The organism is Paraburkholderia flagellata, assembly GCF_021390645.1.
Taxonomy (GTDB): Bacteria; Pseudomonadota; Gammaproteobacteria; order Burkholderiales; family Burkholderiaceae; genus Paraburkholderia; species Paraburkholderia flagellata.
Genome location: NZ_JAJEJT010000003.1, coordinates 714,526 through 739,942 on the forward strand (window position 1 = coordinate 714,526; position 25,417 = coordinate 739,942).

At 65.3% G+C, this 25,417-nt stretch carries 25 protein-coding genes; 10 read left to right on the forward strand and 15 right to left on the reverse strand.

Translation table 11 applies throughout. The annotated features are described in order from the left end of the window. Positions 1-5 precede the first annotated feature (5 nt). The 6 genes from L0U83_RS26870 (at position 6) to L0U83_RS26895 (ending at position 6,088) form a co-directional block, all read left to right on the forward strand. Positions 6-932: a 2-hydroxyacid dehydrogenase gene (locus tag L0U83_RS26870; protein WP_233887193.1), complete on the forward strand. Its 927-nt coding sequence runs from the start codon at positions 6-8 to the stop codon at positions 930-932. A 191-nt stretch (positions 933-1,123) separates the two neighbouring features. Then, positions 1,124-2,554 carry an aspartate aminotransferase family protein gene (locus tag L0U83_RS26875; protein ID WP_233887194.1) on the forward strand — a complete coding sequence of 477 codons (1,431 nt, stop codon included), beginning with the start codon at positions 1,124-1,126 and terminating at the stop codon, positions 2,552-2,554. A gap of 44 nt (positions 2,555-2,598) precedes the next feature. Then, positions 2,599-3,099 carry an Lrp/AsnC family transcriptional regulator gene (locus tag L0U83_RS26880; RefSeq protein WP_233887195.1) on the forward strand — a complete coding sequence of 167 codons (501 nt, stop codon included), beginning with the start codon at positions 2,599-2,601 and terminating at the stop codon, positions 3,097-3,099. 166 nt (positions 3,100-3,265) lie between these two features. Continuing rightward, positions 3,266-4,738, forward strand: coding sequence for an NAD-dependent succinate-semialdehyde dehydrogenase (locus L0U83_RS26885; protein ID WP_233887196.1), 1,473 nt, complete (start codon positions 3,266-3,268; stop codon positions 4,736-4,738). Further along, positions 4,735-5,706, forward strand: a complete 972-nt coding sequence (locus tag L0U83_RS26890) for a M14 family metallopeptidase (RefSeq protein WP_233887197.1) — start codon at positions 4,735-4,737, stop codon at positions 5,704-5,706. The genes L0U83_RS26885 and L0U83_RS26890 overlap by 4 nt, the downstream gene beginning before the upstream one ends. Positions 5,707-5,743: 37 nt before the next feature. Further along, the gene (locus L0U83_RS26895; RefSeq protein ID WP_233887896.1) at positions 5,744-6,088 is read left to right on the forward strand and encodes a cupin domain-containing protein; all 345 of its coding nucleotides are present in this window, start codon (positions 5,744-5,746) and stop codon (positions 6,086-6,088) included. A 21-nt stretch (positions 6,089-6,109) separates the two neighbouring features. Here L0U83_RS26895 and L0U83_RS26900 read toward each other — a convergent pair whose 3' ends face one another. The 11 genes from L0U83_RS26900 to L0U83_RS26950 all read right to left on the reverse strand — a co-directional run bounded on the left by L0U83_RS26900 (position 6,110) and on the right by L0U83_RS26950 (position 18,630). Next, entirely contained in the window at positions 6,110-6,460 is a 351-nt protein-coding gene (locus tag L0U83_RS26900; RefSeq protein ID WP_233887198.1) for a helix-turn-helix domain-containing protein, read from the reverse strand. A gap of 2 nt (positions 6,461-6,462) precedes the next feature. Next, positions 6,463-7,632 (reverse strand): NAD(P)/FAD-dependent oxidoreductase, encoded by a 1,170-nt coding sequence (locus tag L0U83_RS26905; RefSeq protein ID WP_233887199.1) that lies wholly within the window; start codon positions 7,630-7,632, stop codon positions 6,463-6,465. After that, positions 7,629-9,095 (reverse strand): FAD/NAD(P)-dependent oxidoreductase, encoded by a 1,467-nt coding sequence (locus L0U83_RS26910; protein ID WP_233887200.1) that lies wholly within the window; start codon positions 9,093-9,095, stop codon positions 7,629-7,631. Before L0U83_RS26910 ends, L0U83_RS26905 begins: the two co-directional genes overlap by 4 nt. Beyond that, entirely contained in the window at positions 9,080-9,394 is a 315-nt protein-coding gene (locus L0U83_RS26915) for a (2Fe-2S)-binding protein (RefSeq protein WP_233887201.1), read from the reverse strand. The genes L0U83_RS26910 and L0U83_RS26915 overlap by 16 nt, the downstream gene beginning before the upstream one ends. Then, positions 9,391-11,244, reverse strand: a complete 1,854-nt coding sequence (locus L0U83_RS26920; RefSeq protein WP_233887202.1) for an ABC transporter ATP-binding protein — start codon at positions 11,242-11,244, stop codon at positions 9,391-9,393. Before L0U83_RS26920 ends, L0U83_RS26915 begins: the two co-directional genes overlap by 4 nt. After that, a complete protein-coding gene (locus tag L0U83_RS26925) occupies positions 11,241-12,197 on the reverse strand; it encodes an ABC transporter permease (protein ID WP_233887203.1) in 957 nt (318 codons plus the stop codon). Before L0U83_RS26925 ends, L0U83_RS26920 begins: the two co-directional genes overlap by 4 nt. Beyond that, positions 12,194-13,150: an ABC transporter permease gene (locus L0U83_RS26930; RefSeq protein WP_233887204.1), complete on the reverse strand. Its 957-nt coding sequence runs from the start codon at positions 13,148-13,150 to the stop codon at positions 12,194-12,196. Before L0U83_RS26930 ends, L0U83_RS26925 begins: the two co-directional genes overlap by 4 nt. Positions 13,151-13,230: 80 nt before the next feature. Then, entirely contained in the window at positions 13,231-14,847 is a 1,617-nt protein-coding gene (locus L0U83_RS26935) for an ABC transporter substrate-binding protein (RefSeq protein ID WP_233887205.1), read from the reverse strand. A gap of 73 nt (positions 14,848-14,920) precedes the next feature. Further along, positions 14,921-16,195, reverse strand: a complete 1,275-nt coding sequence (locus L0U83_RS26940) for an NAD(P)/FAD-dependent oxidoreductase (RefSeq protein ID WP_233887206.1) — start codon at positions 16,193-16,195, stop codon at positions 14,921-14,923. A 25-nt stretch (positions 16,196-16,220) separates the two neighbouring features. Further along, positions 16,221-16,889, reverse strand: coding sequence for a haloacid dehalogenase type II (locus L0U83_RS26945; protein WP_233887207.1), 669 nt, complete (start codon positions 16,887-16,889; stop codon positions 16,221-16,223). A 250-nt stretch (positions 16,890-17,139) separates the two neighbouring features. Continuing rightward, positions 17,140-18,630 carry an aldehyde dehydrogenase family protein gene (locus L0U83_RS26950; protein ID WP_233887208.1) on the reverse strand — a complete coding sequence of 497 codons (1,491 nt, stop codon included), beginning with the start codon at positions 18,628-18,630 and terminating at the stop codon, positions 17,140-17,142. 229 nt (positions 18,631-18,859) lie between these two features. On the opposite strand from L0U83_RS26950, the gene L0U83_RS26955 reads away from it, so the two are divergent. Together L0U83_RS26955 and L0U83_RS26960 are read left to right on the forward strand one after the other, a co-directional pair. Then, positions 18,860-19,744 (forward strand): GNAT family N-acetyltransferase, encoded by an 885-nt coding sequence (locus tag L0U83_RS26955; RefSeq protein WP_233887209.1) that lies wholly within the window; start codon positions 18,860-18,862, stop codon positions 19,742-19,744. 85 nt (positions 19,745-19,829) lie between these two features. Further along, a complete protein-coding gene (locus tag L0U83_RS26960; RefSeq protein ID WP_233887210.1) occupies positions 19,830-20,138 on the forward strand; it encodes a hypothetical protein in 309 nt (102 codons plus the stop codon). 147 nt (positions 20,139-20,285) lie between these two features. Here L0U83_RS26960 and L0U83_RS26965 read toward each other — a convergent pair whose 3' ends face one another. Continuing rightward, positions 20,286-20,462, reverse strand: coding sequence for a hypothetical protein (locus L0U83_RS26965; RefSeq protein WP_233887211.1), 177 nt, complete (start codon positions 20,460-20,462; stop codon positions 20,286-20,288). A 262-nt stretch (positions 20,463-20,724) separates the two neighbouring features. Next, positions 20,725-21,000 (reverse strand): hypothetical protein, encoded by a 276-nt coding sequence (locus L0U83_RS26970; RefSeq protein ID WP_233887212.1) that lies wholly within the window; start codon positions 20,998-21,000, stop codon positions 20,725-20,727. 342 nt (positions 21,001-21,342) lie between these two features. Here L0U83_RS26970 and L0U83_RS26975 point away from each other — a divergent pair, with 342 nt between their 5' ends. Beyond that, the gene (locus L0U83_RS26975; protein ID WP_233887897.1) at positions 21,343-22,107 is read left to right on the forward strand and encodes a substrate-binding domain-containing protein; all 765 of its coding nucleotides are present in this window, start codon (positions 21,343-21,345) and stop codon (positions 22,105-22,107) included. Between the two features lie 45 nt (positions 22,108-22,152). Here the strand turns inward: L0U83_RS26975 and L0U83_RS26980 are convergent, their stop codons facing one another. Beyond that, entirely contained in the window at positions 22,153-22,638 is a 486-nt protein-coding gene (locus L0U83_RS26980; protein ID WP_233887898.1) for a VOC family protein, read from the reverse strand. 197 nt (positions 22,639-22,835) lie between these two features. Here L0U83_RS26980 and L0U83_RS26985 point away from each other — a divergent pair, with 197 nt between their 5' ends. Further along, positions 22,836-24,002 (forward strand): radical SAM protein, encoded by a 1,167-nt coding sequence (locus L0U83_RS26985; protein ID WP_233887213.1) that lies wholly within the window; start codon positions 22,836-22,838, stop codon positions 24,000-24,002. A 61-nt stretch (positions 24,003-24,063) separates the two neighbouring features. On the opposite strand, the gene L0U83_RS26990 is transcribed toward L0U83_RS26985, so the two are convergent. Next, the gene (locus L0U83_RS26990) at positions 24,064-25,395 is read right to left on the reverse strand and encodes a leucine-rich repeat-containing protein kinase family protein (RefSeq protein ID WP_233887214.1); all 1,332 of its coding nucleotides are present in this window, start codon (positions 25,393-25,395) and stop codon (positions 24,064-24,066) included. Positions 25,396-25,417: the final 22 nt, after the last annotated feature.

Genomic DNA, 25,417 nt, shown 5'->3' on the forward strand with positions numbered 1-25,417 from the left:
CCCTCTTGACGCTCCTCTACAAAGCCGACCCCGAGCGCGGCAAGCAATGGGCGCAGCTATTCGCGCACAAGGCCCCCGAAATCCCGTTCCGCCTTTGGCCCGATACCGGCGACCCCGCGGCCGTGCGTTATCTCGCGGCATGGCAGCCGCCCGAGGATCCCGCGCGAACGCTGCCCAATCTCGAAGTGATTTTCTCCGTGGGCGCGGGCATCGACCAGTTCGATCTCTCTGGTGTGCCTGATCACATCGCCGTGGTGCGCATGATCGAGCCGGGCATCGTCGAAGGGATGGTCGAGTATGTGACGCAATCGGTCCTGACCATCCACCGCGATCTGTTCGACTACGCCCAGCAACAGCAGCAGCGCGTATGGCGCGCGCTGCCCGTGCGCCCCGCCGCGTCGCGCCGCGTTGGCGTGCTGGGGCTCGGCATGCTCGGCAGCGCGGTGCTCGAACGCCTGCGCCTCTTCGGCTTTGCATGCGCAGGCTGGAGCCGCTCGCCGCGCACGTTGCCGGGCGTGGAATGCTATGCGGGCGCCGAGTCGCTCGACGCCTTCCTCGCGCGCACCGATATCCTCGTCTGCCTGCTGCCGCTCACCGATGCAACGCGCGGGCTGCTCGACGCCACGCTCTTCGCGAAACTGCCGCAGGGCGCCTCATTCATCAACGTCGGGCGCGGGCCGCAACTGGACCAGGAGGCGCTGCTCGACGCGCTCGACAGCGGTCACTTGCGCGATGCGATTCTCGATGTCGCCCACCCCGAGCCGCTGCCGCCGGAGCATCCGTTCTGGACGCATCCGCGCGTGCGCCTCACGCCGCATATCGCCAGCGCCACGCGCCCCGAAACTGCCGTCGATGTCGTGCTCGATAACATCCGCCGCCACCGCGACGGCTTGCCGATGCTCGGCCTCATCGACCGGACGCGCGGCTACTGAAGCAACTGGCGCCAAAAGGGGCTCAGCAGAATATGCTGCGCCCCCCGATCAAAACGCCACAATCTCGCTATTTCGCGAATTATTTGGCGACACGTCCACCGGTATCGGCCCGGTAGCATGGAACGGTGAATCAACGGCCAATGAATGGCCAAGCGCCGCACTCCTCTGACTTTTCAGCCGGGAACCGAACCATGCCGAATCGCTCGCCGAATCTTTCACTGATCGAAGCCGACCGCAAACATCTGATCCATCCCGTCGTGAACTACCGCGCGCACGAAGCGCGCGGCGTGACCGTGCTCGAATCCGCCCACGGCGTGTTCCTGCGCGACGCCGACGGCCGCGAACTGCTCGACGCGTTCTCCGGCCTCTGGTGCGTCAACACGGGCTACGGCCATCAAAGCATCGTCGAAGCCGCCGCGCGCCAGATGGCGCGCCTGCCCTACGCTACCGGCTACTTCCACTTCGGCTCCGAGCCCGCCATCGAACTGGCCGCGCAACTCGTGGATCGCGCGCCCGCTTCGCTGCAACACGTGTACTTCACGCTGGGCGGCTCGGACGCGGTGGATTCGGCGCTGCGCTTCATTACGCACTACTACAACGCAACTGGGCGCCCCGCGAAGAAGCACATCATCGCGCAGGAGCGCGGCTATCACGGCTCGTCGGCGGTCGGTGCGGGGTTGACTGCATTGCCCGCGTTTCATCGCAACTTCGACTTGCCGCTCGCCACGCAGCATCACATTCCCTCGCCTTATGCGTATCGCAGCGAGTATGTGGACGACGCGGCGCTCATCGCCGCTTCGGTCGCCGCGCTCGAAGCGAAGGTCGCTGCACTCGGCGCAGAAAACGTCGCCGCGTTTTTCTGCGAGCCGATCCAGGGTTCGGGCGGCGTGATCGTGCCGCCCGTCGGCTGGCTGAAAGCGATGCGCGAAACATGCCGCAAGCTCGACATTCTTTTCGTCGCCGATGAGGTGATCACGGGTTTCGGCCGCACGGGTCCGCTCTTCGCCTGCCAGGCCGAAGACGTCGAGCCGGATCTGATGACCGTGGCCAAGGGCCTCACAGCAGGCTACGCGCCGATGGGCGCCGTGCTCATGTCGGACGCCGTTTATCAAGGCATTGCCGATGGCGACGGCGACGCCGTGGTCGGCCACGGCCACACCTATTCGGCGCACCCGGTGAGCGCGGCCATCGGCCTCGAAGTCATGCGCCTCTATCACGAAGGCGGCCTGCTCGCGAACGGCGTGGCGCGCGCGCCGCGCTTTGCACAGGGGCTCGACGCGCTGCTCGCCCACCCGCTCGTGGGCGACTCGCGTCACCGCGGTCTGCTCGGCGCGCTCGAACTTGTCGCCGACAAGGAGAGCAAGCAGCGCTTCGAGTCATCGCTTCGCCTGCCCGATCGCATTGCCACAGCGGCGTACGGCAACGGCCTCGTTTTCCGTGCGTTCGGCGACGGCATTCTCGGTTTCGCGCCCGCGCTTTCGTACACCGAAAGCGAGTTCGACCTGCTGTTCGAGCGCCTCGAAAAAACGCTCGACGACGTACTCGCGCAGCCCGAGGTCCGCGCCGCATTGAAGGCAACGAGCGGGACGAAGAATGGGGTCAGCGCCCGTGTCGCCGCGTGATAACATCACTCGATACTTCGACATGCGGGGCCGTCCCCATCACGATGAGCAACGACTGCAAGCTGGACCGAATCGATCTGCGCATCCTCTCGCAACTGCAGAAGCGGGGGCGCATCACGAATGTCGAACTGGCCGACGCAGTCGGGCTGTCACCCAGCCCCTGTCTGATCCGCGTGAAACGTCTGGAGAAGGCGGGGTTCATCGCCGGCTACGGCGCGCAGATCCAGTTGGAAAAGCTCGGCGACGTGCAGATGGTGTTCACCGAGGTGACGCTCGCCGACCATCGCCGCGAGGACTTCATCAAGTTCGAGAAAGCGATACGCGAAGTGGACGAGGTGGTCGAATGCCATCTCGCGAGCGGCGGCTACGACTATCTGCTGAAGTTCGTCGCGCGCAGCGTGAGCCATTATCAGAGCATTGTCGAAGGGCTGCTGGAGCGCGATATCGGCATCGAGAAGTACTTCAGCTACGTGATCATCAAGACCGCGTTCGTCAAGACGCACTATCCGCTCGAAACGCTGTTTTCGCAGAACCTGCATTCCTGAACATGGGCGACGCCCGTGAGGCACGCGCCTCACGCTCACGCGTCTCGCTTCCATTTTCTCGCGCACGCTTCGCGCCGACACCTCACGGTTTCGGCGCGCTAGTCGTGCGCGCTCACTTCCTCGCATCGAACCACCGGCTTCCGCATGGGCGGAAAGGAATCGGCATATGACAAAGCGTTATCCCTTGAGCGCGCTGATTCGCAGCGACAACTTCATCGACGGACAATGGGTGAGCGCGGCCAGCGGTGCGCGCTTCGCCGTGACCGATCCCGCAACAGGCGAAACGATTGCCGACGTCGCCGACAGCGATGCGAACGACGCACGCGCCGCCACCGACGCCGCCGCCCGCGCATTCCCCGCATGGCGCGACACGCTCCCCGCACAACGCGCCGCGGTGCTGCGCCGCTGGCATGCGCTGATCGTCGAAAACGCCGACGAGTTGGGTCAACTGATCTCGCGCGAACAAGGCAAGCCCCTGCATGAAGGCCGCGGCGAAGCCATGTATGGCGCGTCCTACGTTGCATGGTTCGCCGACGAAGCCACGCGTATCTACGGCGACCTCATCCCGCAGCAGCAGCGCGGCAAGCGCATGAGCGCGGTGAAAGAACCCGTGGGCGTGGTCGCGGCGATCACGCCCTGGAACTTCCCGCTCGCGATGATCGCTCGCAAGATCGCCCCGGCACTCGCAGCGGGCTGCACGGTGGTCGGCAAACCCGCCGAAGACACGCCGCTTACGGCGCTCGCGCTCGTGATGCTCGCGCACGAGGCGGGCGTGCCGCCTGGCGTGCTGAACCTCATCTGCGCTTCGCGCGAGCGCGGCGTGAGCGCTGTCGCCGACTGGCTCGCCGATAGCCGCGTGCGCAAGATCACCTTCACCGGTTCGACGCCCGTGGGCAAGCATCTCGCGAGAGAATCGGCGGGCACGTTGAAGAAGCTCTCGCTCGAACTGGGCGGCAACGCGCCGTTCATCGTGTTCGACGACGCCGATCTCGACGCCGCAGTCGATGGCCTCATGGCCGCGAAGTTCCGCAATGGCGGCCAGACCTGCGTGTGTCCGAATCGCGTGTACGTGCAGTCAGGCGTTTTCGAGCGCTTCGCCGACAAGCTCGCCACGCGCGTGGCCGCTCTGAAAGTCGCGCCCGCGACCGACCCCGCCGCGCAGATCGGCCCGATGATCAACGCGCGCGCGGTGGAAAAGATCGCCCGCCATGTGGACGACGCCGTGAGCCGCGGCGCACGCGTGCTCACGGGCGGCAAGCGCCTTAACGAACTGGGCCCGAACTGGTACGCGCCCACCGTGCTCGCAAACGCCACGCCCGACATGCAGCTAAGCTGCGAAGAAACCTTCGGCCCGATTGTGCCGCTGTTCCGTTTCGACAATGAAGCCGAGGCCATCCACGCCGCCAACGACACGCCCTACGGCCTCGCCGCGTACTTTTACAGCCAGGACGTGCGCCGCATCGACCGCGTCGCGCGACAGCTCGAAGCGGGTATCGTCGGCATCAACGAGGGCGCGCTCGCCAGCGAAGCGGCGCCGTTCGGCGGCGTGAAGGAATCGGGCTATGGCCGCGAGGGCTCGAAGTACGGGCTCGACGATTACCTCAGCATCAAATACCTCTGCCAGGGAGGGCTTGTATGAGCACCTATCCGATCGAAGTGACGTTTCCCGACATCGCCGCTCACGAGCGCAGCGAAACCGGCATCCCCTATGTGCATACGTTCGATTCGGGCGTGCCCGGCCCGCATGTGATGATCAACGCGCTCACGCACGGCAACGAGGTGTGCGGCGCGATCGTCGTCGATGCACTGCTGCGCGCGCGGCTGCGGCCACGGCGCGGCAAGCTCACGTTTGCGTTCGCGAACGTGGAGGCCTACCGCCGCTTCGATCCCGCGCGCCCGGACGCCGCACGCTTCGTCGATCAGGACTTCAATCGCGTGTGGACCGCGCAGGCGCTCGACGACCGTTCGCACGATTCGAGCGAACTGCGCCGCGCCCGCGCGATGCGGCCCGTGATCGACGACGTCGATCTGCTGCTCGATCTGCATTCGATGCATGAGAAGTGCATGCCGCTCATCGTCGCCGGGCCGCTCGCCAAGGGCGTCGAACTCTCCGCGCAGCTTGGCGCGCCGGCCACCGTCATCTGCGACGAAGGCCACCCCGAAGGCCGCCGCATGCGCGACTACGAAGGCTTCGGCGACGCGGCGAGCGCGAAGAACGCGCTCTTGATCGAGTGCGGACAGCATTGGGAAGCGAGCGCCGTGACCGTGGCACGCGATGTCACTGCGCGCTTCCTGCTGCACTCGAGTGTCGTGGACGAAACGGATCTGCCCGCGGACTGGCTGCAGCCGCTTCCACCGGAAATGCGTGTCGTGCGCGTGACTGAGCCCGTGGTGGCGACGAGCATGGACTTCCGTTTCGCGGGCGAGTACACGGGCCTCGAAGTGTTCCCCAAGGCGGGCGCCGTGATCGGCTGGTCCGACGGCGAGCCGGTAGTCACGCCCTACGACGACTGCATTCTCGTAATGCCTTCGCTGCGCCAGTTGCGTCCGGGCGTGACCGTGGTGCGGCTCGGCAAGATCGAGCAGCGCATCGTTCAGAAGCGCTGAAGCGACTTCTCTTTTTACTTAGGCAAACGAACGAATGATGAAAGTTCAGCAGATCGCGCAAAGCGTCAACGTGCAAGCGTTAGAGGACTGGGGCACAGCGGGCGCACCCGGCTCGCAGACGATACGCGTTTCGGGCATGCAAAAAGTGATTCCGGGCACGGAGTCCATCGATACGGGACTCTTCGAATGCACCAGCGGCACCTACCGCCGCTCGGTGAAAGAAGCGGAGGTCATGCACATCCTGAGCGGAAGCGGACGCTTCACGCCCGACGGCGAGGCAACGGTGCATTTTCGCGGCGGCGATACGCTCTTCTTCGCGGCGAACACGCAAGGCACGTGGGAAGTCGACGAAACGATGCGCAAGGTCTACGTCATTCTGTGACGCCAGACGCAGGAGGCGCGCTCAGGCCGCTTCGAGCGCCCTCGCCTGCTGCAGGAAGGCGCTGGGCGTCACGCCGCAAAAGCGCTTGAAATGCCGCGCCAGATGACTCTGGTCGAAAAAGCCGACCTCTGTCGCCACCACGGCACCGGGCACGCCCGCCAGCAGCAATAGCTGTGCGCGGCGCACGCGCACTTCGCACAGATACTTGTATGGCGAAAGTCCGACCTGCTGACGAAACACGGTGGCGAAGCGCGACACGCTGAGCGCGGACACCTCGGCCAACTCCGCGAGGCTCACTGATTTATCGAAGTTCGCTTCGATATAGGCCAGCGCGTCGCGAAGCGGAGTCACTGTCGCGTGGACGGTATGCATGATCAAGCCTCGCTCGCGGTCGAAGCGTGAGCGCTCACGGCGGATGCCGTGCGCCCGAAGCGCGCAATCGAAAACGGTTCGAGCGGCATGTCGGTTGCGCCGGCGTCGAGCAGTTCCGCGAGCGTTTCGCCCACGCCGGGCCCGATCTGGAAGCCCGAACCGCTGAAGCCGAACGCATAGAAAAGGCCCTGAGTTGTCGAACTCGGGCCGATCACCGGCTCCGAATCCGGCAGGTAGCTTTCCACGCCGCTCCACACGCGGATCACGTGCAGCGGCGCGAGCGCGGGAACCAGGCGGCGGAACTGCGCGATCTGCTGCACGGTGTTGCCAGGCAGCACGCCAGCGCGGCGCGTGCCTGTGTCGGCGGGACCCGGGGGACCACCGCCCAGCACGAGGTTGCCGCGTGGAATCTGCCGGAAGTACACGCTTTCTGCCTTGTTCGACGTGTAGACACCCATCGAATGCGTGAAGCGGTATGGCACGGGTTCGGTCACGGCCATCTGCGGGCCGCGCGCGACGAGCGGCACCGGCTCGCCGAACTGCCCGGAGAGCGCCCCGGCCCATGCACCGGCGCAAATAAGCAGTTGCTCCGCGCGCCACACGGCCCCCGTCGCACTCTCCACGCGAAAGCCGCCCGCCTCCCTTTCCACGCGCACGATCTCGGTGTTCTCGACGAGATTCGCGCCGAGCCGCGCGGCAGCACGGCCGAAGGCCGGGGCGGCCAGACGCGGATTCGCGTGGCCGTCACGCGGCGAGATGGAGGCGGCCAGCACCTCGCGACCCAGGAACGGGAAGCGCTTGAACATCGCCGCGCCTTCGAGCACTTCGAGATCGAGCCCATACGCGCGCGCTTGCTCAGCGTAGCGATGAAAGTACTCGGCGTCGTGCGCGTGGTAGCACACGCGCGTGTGGCCCGAAGGCAGAAACTCGACATCTTCGCCGAGCAGCGACTGCGCGCGATACCAGATATCGAGCGCGCGATTGGACATGGCGAGCTGCGAGAGCGCGCGGCCCTGGCGGCGCACGCCGCCGAAGTTCACGCCGCTTGCCTGCTGGCCCGTCAGCCCGCGTTCGATCAGGATCACTGAGCGCTTGCGGCGGCTAAGAAAGAACGCCGTGGACGTCCCGATGATGCCGCCGCCAATCACGATCACGTCGGCGCGATCCGTCATTCGCTGAACTCCTTTGCGCAGCACGCGCCGCGCTGCGTTTGCGCGGCGAGGGTCTGCATTTCGTCGATGTCGTGGGAGGCCGCGCTCAGCGCCATCGTGAGCGGCTTCACCGGCGCCTGGCCGCGCAGCCGGCCCACGGCTTCGAGCGGCACGCGCGCCTCGGCTGCGATGACTTCGGCCCCCGCGTGCGCGCAGAAGCGGCCCTGGCAGCGCCCCATCCCAACGCGCGAAAACGCTTTCGCGCGATTCGCTTCCGTTGCGCCCGTCTCGCGCACCACGCGGCGCAGGTCGCCCGCCGTGATGGCTTCGCAGCGGCACACGACGGTGTCGTCAGGCAGCGCCGCCGCGAAATGCGCAGGCCACGGAAATGCCTTGCGCAAGCCTTGCGCGAAGCGCGTGAAACGTGCGAGTTCAACGCGCAATCTTGCTGCCTCGGCGAGTGCTCCATGCGATGAGCCCGCGCCCGCATCCCGCAGTGCCGCAAGCGCCGCGAGACACCCCGCGCGCTCGGCGGCGTCCGCGCCGCGTACGCGTGCGCCGTCCCCTGCGAGATAAACGCCTGCCACGCTGCTGCGGCCGTCCTGATCGATTTCGGGCAGCCATTGCCGCACAGCCGGATCGAAGACGAACGCACATCCGGCGAGATCGGCGATTTGCGTTTCGGAGCGCAGGTGGTAGCCGAGCGCGACGGCATCGCACTCCACGCGCTGCTCGCTGCCGTTTGCGAGTTTCACGCGCACCGCGCTCACGCCATGCTCGGGCGTGCCATCGATTGCCAGCGGCGTGACGCCGCGATGCACCGGCACGCCCGAGCGGCGCAGCGTGCGCAACAGCGCCATGCCCTTGCGCAGCGTAGCGGGCACTTGCAGCAAATCGGGCAACGCGCGCACGCGCTGGCCCAACGTTGACGTATCGAGCACGGCGCTCACCGTCGCGCCCGCTTTCACGTACTGCGCGGCGACGAGGTAAAGCAGCGGGCCGGTGCCCATCATCACGGTGCGCGCGCCGATGGCGCAGCCCTGCGCCTTCAGCGCGACCTGCGCGCCGCCCAGGCTATAGGCGCCCGCCAGATGCCAGCCCGGCACGGGCATGAGCCGGTCAGTCGCGCCGCTACAGACGATCAGCGCGTCGAACGCAAGCTCGTGGTAGCGTGCGCCGCTTGCGAGATGCACGGACTTCGGCCCGACGTTCCATACGAGCGTGTCGGGGAGGTAATCGATCTTCGGGCGCAGCGCGTCGAAGTCGCGGTGCAGCGATGCCGCACGCCCGGCCTCGGTGCCATAGAGCGTTTCGTAGCTGCGCTTGAAGCCTTCGGGCTGGCGGCGGTAGATCTGCCCGCCATCGCGCCGCCCTTCGTCCACGACGACAGGGCGCAGCCCCGCCGCGACCAGCGTCTGCGCCGCGCGCACGCCGGCGGGCCCCGCGCCGATCACGACCACCTTCAGTTCTATGCGTGCGGCCATACGCCCTCCCCGGCAAGCGCGTTGCGCGTGACGATCGACATGCCCGGCGCCGCTAGCGTCGTGCAGGCGCGCAGCCGCTCGCCCTGTGCGGTCCACACCCAGCAGTCCTGGCAGGCGCCCATCAGGCAGAAACCGGCGCGCCTCCCGTCGTCGAACTCGCAGTCGCGCAGCGCGTCCTGCGTGGCGAGCAGCGCGACCATCAGCGTGTCGCCCTCGGCGGCCTGCGCCACACGGCCGTCGATTTCGATGTCGAAGGTCGGACGGCCCGCTTCCGCGACTCTCACGAAGCGTGCGCTCATGCGGCCGCCTTGGTGGCTTGCGCGACTTGTGCCGCCTGCGCGGTCTGCAAGCGCTCGAGCTCCGCTGTCGTGTGATGGCAAAGAATCTGCGCGCCGCTGGGCAGCCGCTTCATTGCGGGCGCCGACAGATTGCACGCGCCATCGATACGCACCGGGCAACGCGCACGGAACGCACACAGCTCGCGCACCTCCGCCGACGCCCCGAGCGGCGGGAGCGCCGTGCCCGCCACGGCGCGGCGTGCGTCGAGCCAGCCCGGCTGCAAGGCCGGCACCGAATCGACGAGCAGGCCCGTGTACGGGTGATAAGGCGGTGCTTCGAGCACGTCGCGCTGACCCGCCTCGACGCACTGGCCGCCGTACAGCACGACGACGTCATCGCAAATCGCGCGCACCGTCGAGATATCGTGGCTGATGAACATGTACGAGACACCCAGCTCGCGCCGCAGTTCGGCGAGCAAGTCGAGAATCGCGGCGCCGACTACGGTATCGAGCGCGGACGTCACCTCGTCGCACAGAATGAGCGCGGGCTCGGCCGCGAGCGCGCGGGCCAGGTTCACGCGCTGCTTCTGGCCGCCCGAAAGAGCACCCGGCTGACGCTTCGCGATCGACGCGGGCAGCTTGACGAGGTCCAGCAGTTCGAGCATGCGCTTTTGCGCCCGTGCGCCGCGCAGACCGTGATAGAAGCACATAGGCCGCGCGAGGATATCGGCGATCGTGCGGCTCGGGTTGAGCGCGGTGTCGGCGTTCTGGAACACGATCTGGATGCGGCGGTACTGGTCGGGCGTGCGCGCCGACAGCGTGGCGGGCAGCGGCACGCCGTCGAGCAGGACCTCGCCGCGCGCACGCTCAACCAGCCCGGCCACCACACGCGCGAGCGTCGTCTTGCCCGAGCCCGATTCGCCGATCACGCCCAGGGCACTGCCGCGCGGGATACGCAGGCTCACGTCCTCCAGCACACGCGCTGCCGGCACGCCGTTCGCATCGACACGCCCATAGCCCGCGATCAGGTTGCGCACTTCGAGCAGCGGCACTTCTGCGGCCGGCGGCGCGGCTGGAGGGCCGGGGTCGGGGTGACGGCGCGCGGCCAACAGCGCGCGCGTGTAGTCGTCGGCGGGGGCTTCGAGCACCTGGAGCGTCGTGCCATTCTCCCGCACCGCGCCATTGTTCAGGACGACGATACGATCGGCCATCTGCGCGACGACTGCGAGATCGTGCGACACGTACACAGCCGTCGTACCCAACTCTCGGACGACCTTGCGAAACGCCGCGAGCACTTCGATCTGCGTGGTCACGTCGAGCGCCGTAGTGGGTTCGTCGAACACGACCACGGCGGGATCGGTGATGAGCGCCATCGCCGCCATCAGCCGCTGCAACTGGCCACCGGAAACTTGATGCGGATAGCGCGCGCCAATCGTTTCGGGCGACGGCAGCGCGAGCGCGCGGAACAGGCTCACCGCCTTCTCGCGCGCCGCCGCGGCCGACATCAGCTTGTGCAGCAGCGCGGGCTCGGTCACCTGATCCATGATCGTGCGCGCCGGATTGAAGCCCGCCGAAGCGCTCTGCGCCACATAAGCCACGGTGCGCGAACGCAGCGCACGGCGGCCGCGCTCGTCTAGCGCGAGCACATCCGTGCCGCCAATCCTCACGCTGCCGCCCGCAATGGCGCAGCCGTCACGCGCATGGCCGAGCAGCGAGAGAGCGATGGTGGTCTTGCCCGACCCCGACTCGCCAATCAGCGCGAGCACTTCACCTTTCTTCACCGTGAAGTCGACGCCCTTGACGATCTCGACGACCGGATCGGGCGCCGCGCCCGCGACCACGCGCAGGCCCGTCACTTCGATCATGTTCATTTTCCGCCTCCATGCGCGCGGCCGCTGCGGCGGCGCAGGCTGTCGATCAGCAGGTTCACGCCGACGGTCAGCGTCGCAATGGCGACGGCTGGCATCAGCACGGCGGGCGCGCCTTCCGCGAGGCCGCCAATGTTCTCGCGCACGAGCGAGCCCCAGTCCGCGTCCGGCGGCTGCACGCCAAGTCCGAGGAACGACAGGCCGGAGAGCAGCAGCACGATGAAGACGAAGCGCAGGCCGAAGTCGGCGAGCATGGGGTGGATCATGTTCGGCAGCACTTCCACACGGGCGATGTAGAAAAGCCCCTCGCCGCGCGCTCTGGCGACCTGCACGTATTCGAGCGTCATCAGGTTCACGGCGAGCGAGCGCGAGATGCGGAACGCGCCCGGAATATAGGCAAGCGCCGCGACCGTGATGAGCATGGGCACGGACGAGCCGAACGCCGCGATCACGACGAGCGCGAGCACCTTGCTCGGAATGGAGATCAACGCGTCGAACAGGCGGCTCAGCACCTCGTCGATCCAGCGCGGCGCGACAGCCGCAAGCAGTCCGAAGAATGTCCCGATGCCGCTTGCGAGCAGCGTTGCGGCGAGCGCGAGGCCCACGGTGTACTGCGTGCCGTAGAGCACGCGGCTCAGCATGTCGCGGCCCAGGAAATCGGTGCCGATCAGATGCGCCGCGCTATAGGAGCCGAAGATCTCCGTGGAGGTGATGGCGCCGCCCTTGTACGGCGCGACGAGCGGCCCGATGAAGGCCACGCCGAGCCAGAACACGACGATCGCAAGGCCGATCAGGCCGAGCACGGAGAGGCGCCCGACGATGCGGCGCAGCGGCGAGCGCGGCGGCGTGGGAACGTCGCCCGGAACGTCCTTGACGAGCTCGGCGGCGGCGCGCTCCTCGCTCTCGCTGGTCGCGTAGAGCACGGTCGCGGCATGGGATGTGGCGGGTCGGATCATCGTTGACGCAGCCTCGGGTTGGATACGATTTGACACAGGTCCGCGATCAGCACGAGCACCAGATACGCGGCGCAGAACACCATCACGCAGCCCTGCACGAGCGGCAGATCGCGGTTCGTCACGGCGTCGACCATCAGGCTCGCGAGGCCCGGATAGTTGAAGATCGACTCGACGATCACCACGCCGCCAAAGAGATACGAGAGGCTCAGCGCCACGGCATTCGCGATCGGGCCAATCGTGTTCGGCAGCACGTGGCGAAGCACGATGCGAGCGGGCGAGGCGCCTTTCAAGCGCGCCATTTCCACATACGGCGCACCCAGCTGGTCGAGCACGGCTGCGCGCGTCATGCGCGCCATCTGCGCGACGATCACGCAGCACAGCGTCATGACGGGCATCGCGTAGATGCGCAACAGCGTGCCAAACGAGTCCACCTCGGAGAGGTACGAGAGCGCAGGCAGCCAGCGCAGCTTCACCGCGAATATCAGCACTGCGATGGTGGCAACCAGAAATTCGGGCACGGCCACGGCGCACAGCGTGAGCACGTTGAGCGCGCGATCGAGCAGCGAGCCGCGGAACACGGCGGAGAAGATGCCGATGGCGAGCGCGAGCGGCACCGAAACGAGCGTGGTGAGCCCCGCCAGCACGAGCGAATTCGGCAGGCGGGTGGCGATCAGCGCGCTCACCGGCTGACTGTTCGACACCGACGTGCCGAAGTTGCCGGTCACCGCCTGCAGGAGCCAGTGGAAATAACGCGTGAGCGCGCTCTGGTCGAGGCCGAACTGGTGACGCAGCGCGGCCACCTGCTCGGGCGTCGCCGCCTGGCCGAGGGCCTGCTGCGCGGCGTCGCCGGGCAACAGGCCCGTGAGGCCGAACACGATTGCCGAGACGATCAGCAACGTGAGCAGCGCGAGACCGAGACGCGCGGCAATGAGACGTTGCGCGTGAGCTTTCATCGGATGTCGCCTCCCTGAGCATCATGAAGCGGGGAATCGGTGGCCGGGCGTGCGCCCGGCCGCAAACATCACACCTGGAACTACGCTTCGAGCCACACGTTCTCGGCGAACTTGAAGCCCATGAGGCCCGCAATCGGAATCGAGCCGAGGCCTTTGAGCTTCGTCGTATGCGCGTCGAGCGAGCTCAGGAACATCGGAATGCCGATGCCGCCGTCGCTATGCACGAGCACCTGCATGTCGCCGTAGATCTTCTTGCGCTTGGCGTCGTCGGGCTCGCCGCGCGCCGTCAGCAGCATCTGGTCGAACTTCGGGTCCTTCCAGTTCGCCTCGTTCCACGGCGCGTCCGACTTGAAGAACTGCGTGAAGATCACGTCGGCGCTCGGGCGCGCGTTGATGTTGCCGAAGGTCAGCGGGTGCTTCATCCAGTGGTTCGACCAGTAGCCGTCGCTGGGCGTGCGCACCACCTGGAGATTCAGGCCCGCCTGCGGCGCGACCTGCTGCAGCAGCATCGCCATTTCGACTGAGCCGTCCGCAGCCGGAGAGGCATAGATCTGCAGCGGCGTGCTGCCGAGCTTCGCCTTCTGGAAGTAGAACTTCGCCTTCTGCGGATCGAACGTGCGCTCCGGCAGGCCCGCAAAGTAGTACTTGTTGGTCGGATCGATAGGCTGATCGTTGCCGATCGCGCCGTAGCCGAGAAACACGGTGTTGCGGATCTGCTCGCGATCGAACAGGTGCATCATGCCGCGGCGGAAATCCGCGTTGCCCGTGACACCGCCTTCGTCGCGCATGATGAGGTCGGTGTACTGGCCCGTCTTCGTCTCCTTCACCGCGAAGCCCGGCGTGCCCTTGATGCGCGAGGTCGAGCGCGGGCTCACCTGATTGATGAGCTGCACATCGCCCGAGAGCAGCGCGTTCACGCGCGCCGATTCGTCGCCGATGCCAACCAGTTCGATCTCGTCCAGATGCGGCAGACCCGGCTTCCAGTAGCGCTCGTTGCGCACGACCACCGTGCGCACACCCGGCGAGAATTCCTTGAGCTTGAACGGCCCGGTGCCCACCGCCGTCTTGAAGTCGTTCGTCCCGTCCTTGATGATCATGAAGTGCGAGTCGGCGAGGATCACGGGCAGGTCGGCGTTCGCCCCCGTGAGCGTGATCGTCACTTCGTTCGGGCCTGTGGCCTTCACGTCCTGGAACTGGTCGGCGAGCGTCTTGACCTTCGAGGCCACCGCGGCGTCCTTGTGGCGCATGAGCGAGTAGACGACGTCGGCGGGCGCGAGAGTCTTGCCGTCGTGGAATTGCACGCCGCTGCGCAGCTTCACGACCCACACCGTCGCGTCCTTCGTTTCGAGCGACTGGGCGAGCGCCATCTGCGCGCCGAGATGCGAGTCGTACTCGGTCAGGCCGTTGTACACCATGTACGCGCGGACGTAGTCGGTGGACACCGACTCCTTCGCGGGATCGAGCGTATCGGACGCGGACGCCGACTGCGTCGCCACGCGGATCTTGCCGCCCTGCTTAGGCTTCTCCTGCGCGAAGGCCGCACCGCTCGCGGCGAAGAGGCCCGCGCCCGTCATCGACATCATGCCCCCCGCGGCCATCGCGCGAAGGAGGTCGCGGCGCGTGGCGCCACGCTTCGTCAATTCCTCGAGCCGCACGCCCGGGTGAGCGATGTCTTCAAGCGATTTGTCGATGCTCATGAAACTTCTCCGCGTCTGATGTGGGGGGCCGCAGCTCGACGTATCGAGGCTGTGTATTTTGGAAAATGCAGGGTCAGTAAAAAGCGTCTTTGATCTGGTAGTACGCGCCGACGAGCGGCAAAAACCACGGTTTGCCCGTGTGCCCCGGAATGGCGGGCCACGCGAAATCGCGCCACGGGTTCGCGGCCGTGTTGCCGCTCATCACCTCGGCCATCACCTGGCCCATGTGTGTCGACATCTGCGTGCCGTGGCCGCTGTAGCCCATCGAGAACCACACGCCTTCGTGCTGGCCCGCGCGCGGCAAACGGTCCGCGGTGATATCGACGAGTCCGCCCCAGCAGTAATCGATCTGCACGCTCGCGAGCGCCGGAAAGAGCTGAGCGAGATTGCGCTGGAGGATGCGGCAGCTCTTCGCGTCGGACGGCTGCTCCGACGCCGTGAAGCGCGCCCGGCCGCCGAACAGCAGACGCGAGTCCGGCGTCACTCGGAAATAGTTATGCATGAGGCGGCTCGTCGTGTACGAGCGGCGGTTCGGCAAGAGCCGCATGAGTTGCGCGGGCGCCAGCGGCTCCGTCACAACGATGAACGAGCCGACCGGCGCAAGACGCCGCCGATACCACGCGAACGGGCCGTGCCGCGAAGGGCCCGTTGCGATCAACACCTGTTGCGCGCGCAACGTCCCGCGTGACGACTCCACGCGATACGCGCCGCCCTCCTTCGCGATGGACGTCACGGCAGCGTGCTCGTACAGCCGTGCGCCGCGCCGTACAGCGGCGTTCGCAAGCCCTACCGCAAAACGGCCCATGTGCATCTGGCCGCCGTGCTTGTGCAGCAGTCCTCCATGGAAGCTGTCGGATTCCACCTCGCCGCGAATCTGTTCGCGGCCAATGATCTCGACATCCGGATCGACCTCGCGGCGGATCAACTCAGCCGTGCGTTCGAGGTGTTCGAGGTGATGCGGCTTCGACGCGAGCTTGAGCTTGCCCGAAGCGAGATAGTCACAGTCGATGCCCTCTTCGCGGATCAGCCGCTCCACGGTATCGACGGCAGCCGCGTAGGCCCGGTAGCAACCCTGCGCGCGCTCGACGCCGAGTTGCCCGCGCAGCGCCGCATAGTCCTGCGCCACGCCCGTGTTGCACTGACCGCCGTTGCGCCCGGATGCCCCGCCGCCCATGCGGCCCGCATCCAGCACCGCGACGCTCGCGCCGCGGCGGCCAAACGCGAGCGCGGCGGAAAGCCCCGTGAAGCCGCCGCCGACCACGGCGACATCCACGCGGCCCTCCACCGGTCCCTCGCTTGCGAGCAGACCGCCAGGGGCGGTATCGAGCCAGTAGGAGTCGAGTTTCATCGGGCGGCCTCGGCTATCCCTGTTCTCACAGACCCAGTTGCGAAGCGAGTTCGCCGATCGTCTCGACTTCGTAGTACTCGTAGTACGGCGTGCCCGGCTCGTGGCCGCGCTTGACGAAGGCCTTGTGCTTGATGCCCATGTCGTGCGCCGTCATGAGGTCGTAGCGCAGGCTCGACGAAACGTGCAGCACGTCGCCGGGGTTGCAGTTCAACTGGTCGAACATGTACTCGAAGCCCTGCATGCGCGGCTTGTACGACTGCGCCTGCTGCGCCGTGAACACGCGGTGGAACGGCGCGCCGAGCTTGTCGACGTTGCTCTGGATCTGGTCGTCCGAAGCGTTCGAGAGAATCACGAGCTTGTACTTCTTCGCGAGGCGCGAGAGGCCTTCCGGCACATCCGGATGCGGGCCCCAGGTCGGCACGGCGGTGTAGAACTTTTCGGCTTCGGCCTCGATGAACTCGACGTTCATGCGCTTGCAGGCGCGGCGCACCGAATTGACGACCACGTCGCGGTACGGCTTCCAGGCGCCGAGCACCTCGTCGCGGCGATAGCCCGCGAAGAACGCGACGAACTTCTCGAGATCGGCGCCCTTGAGGCGGTCGCCGTACATCTCGCGCGCCATGTCGGCCATGCGGAACTTCGTCAGCGTGCCGTAGCAGTCGAACGTGATGTACTTCGGCTCGAAATCGATCATGATGGCAATCCTTTCGTGTGATGAACCCGCTCCGGGCTCAGTGGCGAAAACAGGAAGAAGTGCGTCCCTGTGGAAAATTTAAACAGCGCAAAATTGGGGGTTGGCGTCGAATCGTGGGGCCTTCACGGTATAAACCACGCGTTTGCAGGGGCCGCCACAGCAGATTCTGCGGTGACGCCATCGCGCGGGCCAAAGCCGCATGACCGTGCGTTTTCCTGCGTGATTCGTCGGCATCGCAGTCGGCATGACGTCAGGTCCGCATATCGATCAGCACGCTCTTGAAACGCAGGTGCGCTTCATAGCCCTGGCGCCCAAGATCCTTGCCCATGCCCGAGCGCTTGTAACCGCCCGTCGGGATCATGAAGTCGCTGCTGCGCCCGTAGCGGTTCACCCACACGGTGCCCGCCTCCAGTGCGCGCACGAGGCGCAGCGCTCGGCCGATGTCCGCGGTGTGCACGCCAGCGGCGAGGCCGTATTCGGGATGCGAGGCGAGCGCGAGCGCTTCTTCCTCTGTGTCGAAGGTCTGCACCGTAAGCACGGGGCCGAAGATCTCGGCGCGCACCGCCTCGGTTTGCGGGGTCACGCCGGTGAGGATGGTGGGCAGATAGAACGCGCCCGGCACCGGCGCGTCAGCGCGGCGGCCACCGCAATACAGCGTGGCGCCTTCGGCCACGCTGCGCTCGACGATGGCTTCGATGCGCGCGGCCTGCGCATCCGAAATGATGGGTGGCAGCGTCGTGCCCGAAGCCCACGTCGCGCCCGCGCGCAGCGACGCGAATGCCTGCTCGATGCGCGACACGAGTTCGTCGGCGATGCCGCGCTCGACGAGCAGCCGCGAACCGGCCACGCACACCTGCCCGGCGTTACCCGCAATCGCGCCGGCGATGCGGCGCGCGACCTCGTCGAGCCTCGGGGCATCGGCAAACACGAGTTGCGGGCTCTTGCCGCCCAGTTCCAGCGTGACCGGCTTCGTACCGCTTTGCGCGCACGCCGCCATGATCGCGGCACCGGCGCGCGTCGATCCCGTGAACGTCACCTTCGCGACGCCCGGATGGCGCACGAGCGCGTCGCCCGTTGTCGCGCCGTCGCCTTGCACGATGTTGAAGATGCCCGGTGGAATGCCTGCTTCAATCGCGAGTTCGGCCAGGCGCAACACGGAAAACGGCGTCATTTCCGAGGGCTTGAGCACCACGGCATTGCCTGCCGCGAGCGCCGGGCCGATTTTCCACGACGCCATCACGAGCGGGAAATTCCACGGCGCGATCGCGCCAACCACGCCATAGGGCTCGGCGATCGTCATGCCCAGATGGTCGTGATCGGTGGCCACGACCTCGCCTCCGATCTTGTCGGCGAACTCGGCATAGAAGCGAATGCCTTCCGCCGTGAACGGCACGTCCCAGGCACAGACGTCACGCACGGGGCGCGTCGAGCCGAGCGCTTCGAGCGGCGCGAGCGTGGTGGTGTCGGCGGCGATCAGGTCGGCGAAGCGGCGCAGGATGCGGGCGCGCTCGCGCGGCGCCATGCGCGCCCAGCCGCTCTCGCGAAATGCTCGACTCGCGTTATCGACGGCGCGGTCCACCTGTTGCGCATCGCCGAGCGGCAGCGAGGCATAGACCACGCCGTCCGATGGCCGCGCGACTTCGATGCGCGCCGCGCCCTCCACGACCCGCTCGCCGCCAATGAAATGGCCGGCTTTTTCGGCCACTGCGGCAGCCACTGCGCCGGGATCGAACTGGTCCATGACTGCGTTCCCTCGACTTGGTCTCGATGGGAACTATCGTAGGCCCAGTGCCACCGCATATTTCGCCGACAATAAAGCGCAATCAGCAGAATCGACGCGTTGTTGACCGTCCAACCCCGCGTTTTGCATTGCATCATGGGTGCGGGCCGCGGCTGTGCCCACAACAGGAAGATCGTCCTAGTCAGCCACGGCGGCCAATGCGATAGTCACGGTACGCGTATACAGAAATATGGAGGCCGGCGTGTCCGACCCGAACCTGAACAGCGTCATTACCTACCGCGCCTTTACTGCCGACGATCTGGCCGCCGCGCATGCGTTGTCGACGTCGGTGCGCTGGCGGCACCGCCCCGAAGATTGGCGTTTCGCCGCGCGCATCGGCGAAGGCATCGTGGCCGTGGATGAAAGCGGTTCGCTCGTCGGCACGGCTTTCTCCTGGCTGTTCGGTCCCAACGCGGCAACGCTCGGCATGCTGATCGTCAAGCCCAGTCATCAGCGCCGCGGCATTGGCCGGACCATGATCGAGTACTGGATGCAGGCGCTCGCCTCGCGCACGCTGCTGCTCCACGCGAGCGACACGGGCTGGCCGCTCGTCGAGCGGCTCGGTTTTACGCGTATCGGCCGGATTCACCAGCACCAGGGCGCGGCATTCCAGCCGCCGCTCGTCTCGCTGCCCGCGGGTGAGCGGCTGCGCCCGATCGGCGCAAGCGACCGGCCTCGCCTGATCGAGTTGGCCACGCGCGCAAGCGGCCTCGACCGCTCGGACATGCTGCCCAAACTGCTCGATCAAGCGAGCGGCATCGCGCTGGACCGCGACGGCGAACTGATCGGCTTCGCGCTCTTTCGCCGCTTTGGCGACGGGCATGTGATCGGCCCCGTGATCGCCCCCGATTCGCCGGACGCGTGCCGCGCCAAGGCGCTGATCAGCCACTGGCTCGCCTCCAACGCGGGCATGTTCGTACGCATCGATACGCCCGTCGATCTTGGGCTCTCCGACTGGCTCGAAGGCGTGGGGCTGCCGCTCGTCGATCACATCGAGAAGACGGAACGCGGTGAGCCATTACGCATCGATACTCAGTTCAAGCAGTTTGCGATCACGAGCCAGGCGGTGTGGTGAGCGCGGTCGACTGAAAAAGCCCAGCGCGCTACCACTCGCGCAGCGAACGGACTACCATTGAACTCTCGCCTCGAGGGTGACGGCTATGGCTACCTATGGTGTCGACGGTGTACGCATCAGTTCCTCAACGGACCGGGTAACACACGTGCGCTGGGCGCAAATCGACCCCCAGACGCACAATTGGCTCTCGACACCCACCATCTCCGAGGTGGCGGCCGTCACAAACGACATCCGCTCGGGCGCAGTGGTTTATTCAGTATTTACGCTGGGCGGCATGAGATTTCTTGGCCCGAAGATCAAGCCGGTGCCCCATCCCAACGGAGCCGATGGAATCGATCTGGAAGTGCCGGACGGCAACGTCGAAAAATCCATCGACGATCTACCGCGCATCTAGCCGTTCGTCGTTTATCCTGCCGACTATCGAAAAGCGCGATGCGCCCGGCCAGGCGCGCATCTACTGCTTGTCGTCGACGCTGCCTTGATTGACCGAATAATTCGGAATGCAGAATATCTTGATCGGCAGTCGATGAAATCGCTGCCGTCAGTTGTAGCCCAATATCGCCGACGTAGCGACGTCTGCGCGGTCACTTGGGTTGCCAATCAGCGCGACAGTGGGCTCGTGCAACAACGCACGATACGGGTGCTCGTAAGGCTCGTTCGCGGAATCGGCGTCGTTCTGCTCGATCGCCTGGGGGTGGCCATGCTCATGGTTATCCATGATCGTCTCCTGATATGTAGGGTCGATTTGTTCAACCACTGGTGTTCCCTGCACATCGATAGAGCAAGTTTGGTGCCGCAGCCGCAACCGCTGCCGCCCCCGCAAGCCATCGCACGGATCCATACGGCCGTGCGCCGTGTCCCCAAATCGCCGGACCGATTCGGCCTTGCATTGCTTGTAGAGTTCCCTCGATAGATATTGCATCACATTGTGATGTTTCATGCTCTATCACTGCTGGAGGAAACTCGACTGCCGTGCCAGGCTATTGCGAAGTCGTCAGCTTGAGGTTCGGACGCAAGTCGTGCGTAACCGCTTCACGTTGCCCTTTGCGCTGGTCCGACACCTGTTCGATGCCCGCCTTCAGCACCTCCTCGCAAAACGCAATTCGCGTGCGGTAATACTCAGCCTGTAGTTGCGCATCCAGAACGCGCTGTTCGGCCTGGAACAGCGCCATGCGTAATTCACCCAGCGCGCGTTGAGCCTGCTTCTCCGGCGTTGCGGCATTGTGGGCAATCAAGTTTGAAAGCCAATGCAACATGGATAAGCCCCCCTCTTTTCGATTTTACGATCGCACGCGTCAAGTTTGTTAACCGCCCGAACTGTCGCTGGGAAAAGACTATCAGAGGCGAAGAAAAGCCGTGTGTGCACAAACGAACGTGTTGTATAAACGATGCAAATCGGTCGTTGCACGACGCGCTTTCGTCGCGCGTTTTATTCACACGCTTTCTTCACACGCCTTCCTCACAAATAGGGAGCGATGTATATCCGGGCCAGGTCAGCCATGACTATGCATATGCTGCGGCTTCGCACACTCGCGTTCTGCGTAACGCTCGCGTTAATGGGCCCACGCGCGTGCCTGGCGGACCAGGTCAAGGTCATGATGTCGGGCTGGTTTGCGCCGGCGTATCGTGAGCTGGGCCCACTATTCGAGGACGAGACCGGCAACACGTTGGTCACGATATGGGGGGCCGCGGCGGGCACGGCACTGAATGCCATTCCCGTGCGGTTTGCGCGTGGCGAGTGGGCCGACGTGCTAATCGTGGTCAGCTATGCGCTGGACGAACAAATTCACGCCGGCAATGTTGTGCCCGGCAGCAAGGTGGATTTCGCACGCTCGCCAATCGGCATGGTGGTGCGCGACGGTGCGCCGAAACCGGACATCAGTTCTGTCGACGCGCTGCGCCGCGCGCTGCTTGAAGCGAAGTCGATTGTTTATCCGCAAAACGCGATTGGCGTCTATATCGCCAACGAACTGTTTTCCCGTCTGGGAATTGAAGGGCGCGTGAAAAGCAAGAGCCGCATGGTTCCCGCCGAGCGGGTCGCCACTGTCGTTGCGAGCGGCGACGCGGAGATCGGATTCCAGCAGGTCGTGGAACTGCTGCCGGTGAAGGGGGTGACAGTGGTCGGCAGTTTGCCCGCGGAATTGCAGCGTTACGTGGTGTACTCCGGGGGCATTGTTACCACTGCTAAAAATCCGGCCGGCGCAGAGGCGCTGATTCGCTTTCTGTCTTCGCCGGATGCAGCGCCCGCGATTATGCGCAGCGGGCTCGAACCGATCACGGCGCCGCAGCCACAACTGCCTCAACCGCAGCAGCCTCAACCGCAGCAACCGCAACCGCAGCAACCGCAACCGCAGCCGAACTGACCGAAGCCGGGGTGTTGCCGAAAAGCCATCACCGAAAACTGCTTTCTAGCTCGCCGCCATCCCTTTTTCCGCCAGCTCCTTTTTCGCGCTCTCGTTCTTGGTCAAGTGCGTGAGACCCATGCCGCGCAGCACGTTCGGCGCTTTGGTGTACTGGATATTGTCATAGCCCACGATCTCGATGCGATTGCCCCAAGGGTCGCGGAAATCCAGAAACGGACCGTCGAGCAACTTGACGCCCGCCGCCTTGAGGGCGGCGCGCGCCGCCTCTTTGTCATCGACTACGAGGCCGACATGCCGGCCATCATCGGCGGGCTGTTTGCGTCCCGCCTGCAACGCGATGAATTGATCGCCGAGATCGATGAAGGCCATCGTCTTGCTCTTGCCGCGCAATTGAAGGTCGAAGATGCGGCCATAGAAGGCCAGCGCTTCCTCGATATCGCCAACTTCCAGCGCGACGTGATTGAAGCCGATCGCGCGCGGCTTGGTGGTTGTGCCATCAACCATTTCACCCTCCTCCTGCAACCCGTGCATTGCGTTCACAAACTCGCCCGGAACAGAGTTCCCGGTGAGACACCTCAAGTATGGGGATTGAAGTCGTCTCACACTAGCCTTTCAAACAGGATTTGTTCGATCCATTTTTGGACAAATATCGCGCCTGATCCAGCGCGTGTGCCGGTCGTAGCCTATGATGGTTCCTGCGCAATGCGTCAGCAAACCATGAGGGAACCATGGATAGAACAGAGCGGACCATCAAGTGGCGCAGTTTGCCAAATGTAAGCAGCGTCGCGAGCGAGCCGCGCAATCCATTGCCCGCGGTCTGTGACGTCTCGGTTACGAATGTTTGCAACGCTGCATGCGACTTCTGCGGCTTTTCGCGTGAGAAGAAACTCGCAGGCCCGCGTCGCTATATCGACCCTGACGAATTCGCGCGTGCGATGCCGATGCTGCGCAACCGCAGGATTCGCTACATGACGCTGCAAGGCGGCGAGCCTCTGGTTCACCCGCAGATCGAATCGCTCGTAGGGTCGGCCACGAAAGCCGGCATCCAGTGCGGCGTGATCACGAATGGCTGGTTCCTCCCCCGCCACATCAAACAACTGGCTGCCGCAGGCCTCAAGCGTCTCCTGATATCGATCGATAGCGCGGACATGCGCGAGCACGAGCGTAATCGCGGGCTGCCTGGCCTCGAGGGCCGCATCCGCGAGGGCATCGCACAAGCCCATGCGTTCGGCATTCCCGTCTGCGCGACGGTTACGGTGAGCCATCTGGTCCATTACGAAGCGCTTCCAGAGACGCTCGAGCAGCTTGGCTTCGATTCCGTAGTGTTTTCCTATCCGAGGCGGGACGCGTTCGGTTCCACATCGCTTGTTTACGACGAAAATTCGACACTCGTGGATCTCAGCCGTGACGAACTACTCGAAGCATTGAGTGCAATCGAGGGCCTCAAAAAGCGCTTTCGTGTGATGGACCCGAGCGCAGCACTGAACGAGGTTGCGCGGTTCGTGCGCGGCGAACAGCAACTCATTCCGTGCATCGCTGGCAGCAAGTATTTTTATATCGACTGGAACCTCGATGTCTGGCGCTGCGAGCCGTGGCATGAGCCCATGGGCTCCGTCTTTGACCTCGACCATCTACCCGATCAACGGGAACCCTGCAATGCCTGCATGATGGGGTGCTACCGGCATGCCAGCGTCCTGATGCACGGTGCGATGGGCGTAACCGAATCGGTCTATGCGCTCGGCAGGGGCGAACTTCGCACTGCTGTCAGCTTGTTGTTCCAGCGCGGTGTTGCGTATTCGCTGTGGGCGCTGGCCACGGAAGAACTCCCTCGAACCGCGCTTGCCGCATTAGCAGGACGGACCGGCCCACGCCGGTCGTCCCCGCAAAACGCATAAATGAAAGTCGGCGCGGTTGCCTGAAACTGCAACGGGGCGCTAACGGTTTGCGCTCAATAGCTCAATCGTTCAACGCAGACAGCCGCTCGACAATCTCATCGAACGAAGGCCGCATCTCGACCTGCTCAGCGAAGCAGTCGGCTATCAGCGCATCGAACCCAGCGGCACGATCATGCGCTTCTCCGGCCAAACGTTGCGCGAGTTCTTCCAGCAGGCAGCCGAAAGCACGCACCTCGATACGCTCGAGCGCCTGCGCCTGTGCGCGATCGTCGATATCGTGCAACGACGCCGCGCCGAAGTCGCCGAGCAATACGTGTCCTGCACCGTCATGCAGGATGTTGTGCGCATAGAGATCGCCGTGCATGATCCCGCGACCATGCAGATGCCGCGCCGCCGACGCGATCCCGCGCGCGATCTGCAACGCCACCGTCCCGTCGAACCGCACATCGGCCGCGTAGACGTCGCGCGTGCACGAGTCGAGGCTCGGAGGCCCGGCGAGATTAGCGAACGACGGATGGATCAGTTCCATCACAAGCCCATGCTCGCCCAGCGGATGACCCGTGGCCTTGCCGAGCACCGGGATGAGATTCGGGTGCGAACCGGCTTGCAGACACGCGGCCATTTCGAGCTCCGGCAAACCGTCGCTCGTCACCGCGCCCTTGAACAGCTTGACGGCGACCGCCTCGACCGGATGCCCGTCGCGCAGCAAACGCGTCGCGCGATGCGTCACGCCCGATGCGCCCTCGCCGAGCGTCTGTCCAAGCGCGAGCGTATGCCAGTCGATATCGGGCACCGGCGCATCGGCCAGCGCTACCTGCTCGCGCATGGTGTTCAGCGGATTGCCGGCGTAAGCGAGCCACGCCAGGCGCGGCAGACGCAGCAGCCAGGCGGGCAAGGCACCGAGCCGGTTCGCCGCAATGCGCAGCAGTTCGAGCCGGCTGCAAGCAGCCATCGTCTCGGGCAGCGAGCGCAGCCGGTTGCCGGCTAGCATCAGCTTCTGCAGATTCGGACGCTCGCCGATTTCGGGCGGCAGCGCGTCGACCTCGTTATCGGTCAGGATCAGCCAGCGCAATTGCGGCGGCAGCGCGCGCCCCGAAACGTGCCGGATTCGGTTCGCCTTGAAGCCGACCATGCTCAGCGACTCGCACTCGCCAAGCACGCGCGGCAACTCGGTGAACGGGTTATTCGAGGCGAACAGAATGCGCAGATGGCGCAGCCTCGGCATATCGTCCGGCAGCGTTGTGAGCGCATTACCCGAGAGGTCGAGCGCCTCCAGGGTGTCGGCGAGATCGAAGATCTCGCGCGGAAATTCGGTCAACCCGCAGGCGAGCTTGAGCTGTCGTGCGCCGGCGAGTTGCCCGTCGCGCAGTTGTTCGAGGGTAGCGGTCTTCACGCGTGGATTGAATGGGAAATGG

Coding starts and splice junctions, on each gene's coding strand:
- L0U83_RS26875 (WP_233887194.1), top strand. CDS start 1,124: ATGCCGAATCGCTCGCCGAATCTTTCACTGATCGAAGCCGACCGCAAA.
- L0U83_RS26880 (WP_233887195.1), top strand. CDS start 2,599: ATGAGCAACGACTGCAAGCTGGACCGAATCGATCTGCGCATCCTCTCG.
- L0U83_RS26885 (WP_233887196.1), top strand. CDS start 3,266: ATGACAAAGCGTTATCCCTTGAGCGCGCTGATTCGCAGCGACAACTTC.
- L0U83_RS26890 (WP_233887197.1), top strand. CDS start 4,735: ATGAGCACCTATCCGATCGAAGTGACGTTTCCCGACATCGCCGCTCAC.
- L0U83_RS26895 (WP_233887896.1), top strand. CDS start 5,744: ATGAAAGTTCAGCAGATCGCGCAAAGCGTCAACGTGCAAGCGTTAGAG.
- L0U83_RS26900 (WP_233887198.1), bottom strand. CDS start 6,460: ATGCATACCGTCCACGCGACAGTGACTCCGCTTCGCGACGCGCTGGCC.
- L0U83_RS26905 (WP_233887199.1), bottom strand. CDS start 7,632: ATGACGGATCGCGCCGACGTGATCGTGATTGGCGGCGGCATCATCGGG.
- L0U83_RS26910 (WP_233887200.1), bottom strand. CDS start 9,095: ATGGCCGCACGCATAGAACTGAAGGTGGTCGTGATCGGCGCGGGGCCC.
- L0U83_RS26915 (WP_233887201.1), bottom strand. CDS start 9,394: ATGAGCGCACGCTTCGTGAGAGTCGCGGAAGCGGGCCGTCCGACCTTC.
- L0U83_RS26920 (WP_233887202.1), bottom strand. CDS start 11,244: ATGAACATGATCGAAGTGACGGGCCTGCGCGTGGTCGCGGGCGCGGCG.
- L0U83_RS26925 (WP_233887203.1), bottom strand. CDS start 12,197: ATGATCCGACCCGCCACATCCCATGCCGCGACCGTGCTCTACGCGACC.
- L0U83_RS26930 (WP_233887204.1), bottom strand. CDS start 13,150: ATGAAAGCTCACGCGCAACGTCTCATTGCCGCGCGTCTCGGTCTCGCG.
- L0U83_RS26935 (WP_233887205.1), bottom strand. CDS start 14,847: ATGAGCATCGACAAATCGCTTGAAGACATCGCTCACCCGGGCGTGCGG.
- L0U83_RS26940 (WP_233887206.1), bottom strand. CDS start 16,195: ATGAAACTCGACTCCTACTGGCTCGATACCGCCCCTGGCGGTCTGCTC.
- L0U83_RS26945 (WP_233887207.1), bottom strand. CDS start 16,889: ATGATCGATTTCGAGCCGAAGTACATCACGTTCGACTGCTACGGCACG.
- L0U83_RS26950 (WP_233887208.1), bottom strand. CDS start 18,630: ATGGACCAGTTCGATCCCGGCGCAGTGGCTGCCGCAGTGGCCGAAAAA.
- L0U83_RS26955 (WP_233887209.1), top strand. CDS start 18,860: ATGGAGGCCGGCGTGTCCGACCCGAACCTGAACAGCGTCATTACCTAC.
- L0U83_RS26960 (WP_233887210.1), top strand. CDS start 19,830: ATGGCTACCTATGGTGTCGACGGTGTACGCATCAGTTCCTCAACGGAC.
- L0U83_RS26965 (WP_233887211.1), bottom strand. CDS start 20,462: ATGGATAACCATGAGCATGGCCACCCCCAGGCGATCGAGCAGAACGAC.
- L0U83_RS26970 (WP_233887212.1), bottom strand. CDS start 21,000: ATGTTGCATTGGCTTTCAAACTTGATTGCCCACAATGCCGCAACGCCG.
- L0U83_RS26975 (WP_233887897.1), top strand. CDS start 21,343: ATGTCGGGCTGGTTTGCGCCGGCGTATCGTGAGCTGGGCCCACTATTC.
- L0U83_RS26980 (WP_233887898.1), bottom strand. CDS start 22,638: ATGCACGGGTTGCAGGAGGAGGGTGAAATGGTTGATGGCACAACCACC.
- L0U83_RS26985 (WP_233887213.1), top strand. CDS start 22,836: ATGGATAGAACAGAGCGGACCATCAAGTGGCGCAGTTTGCCAAATGTA.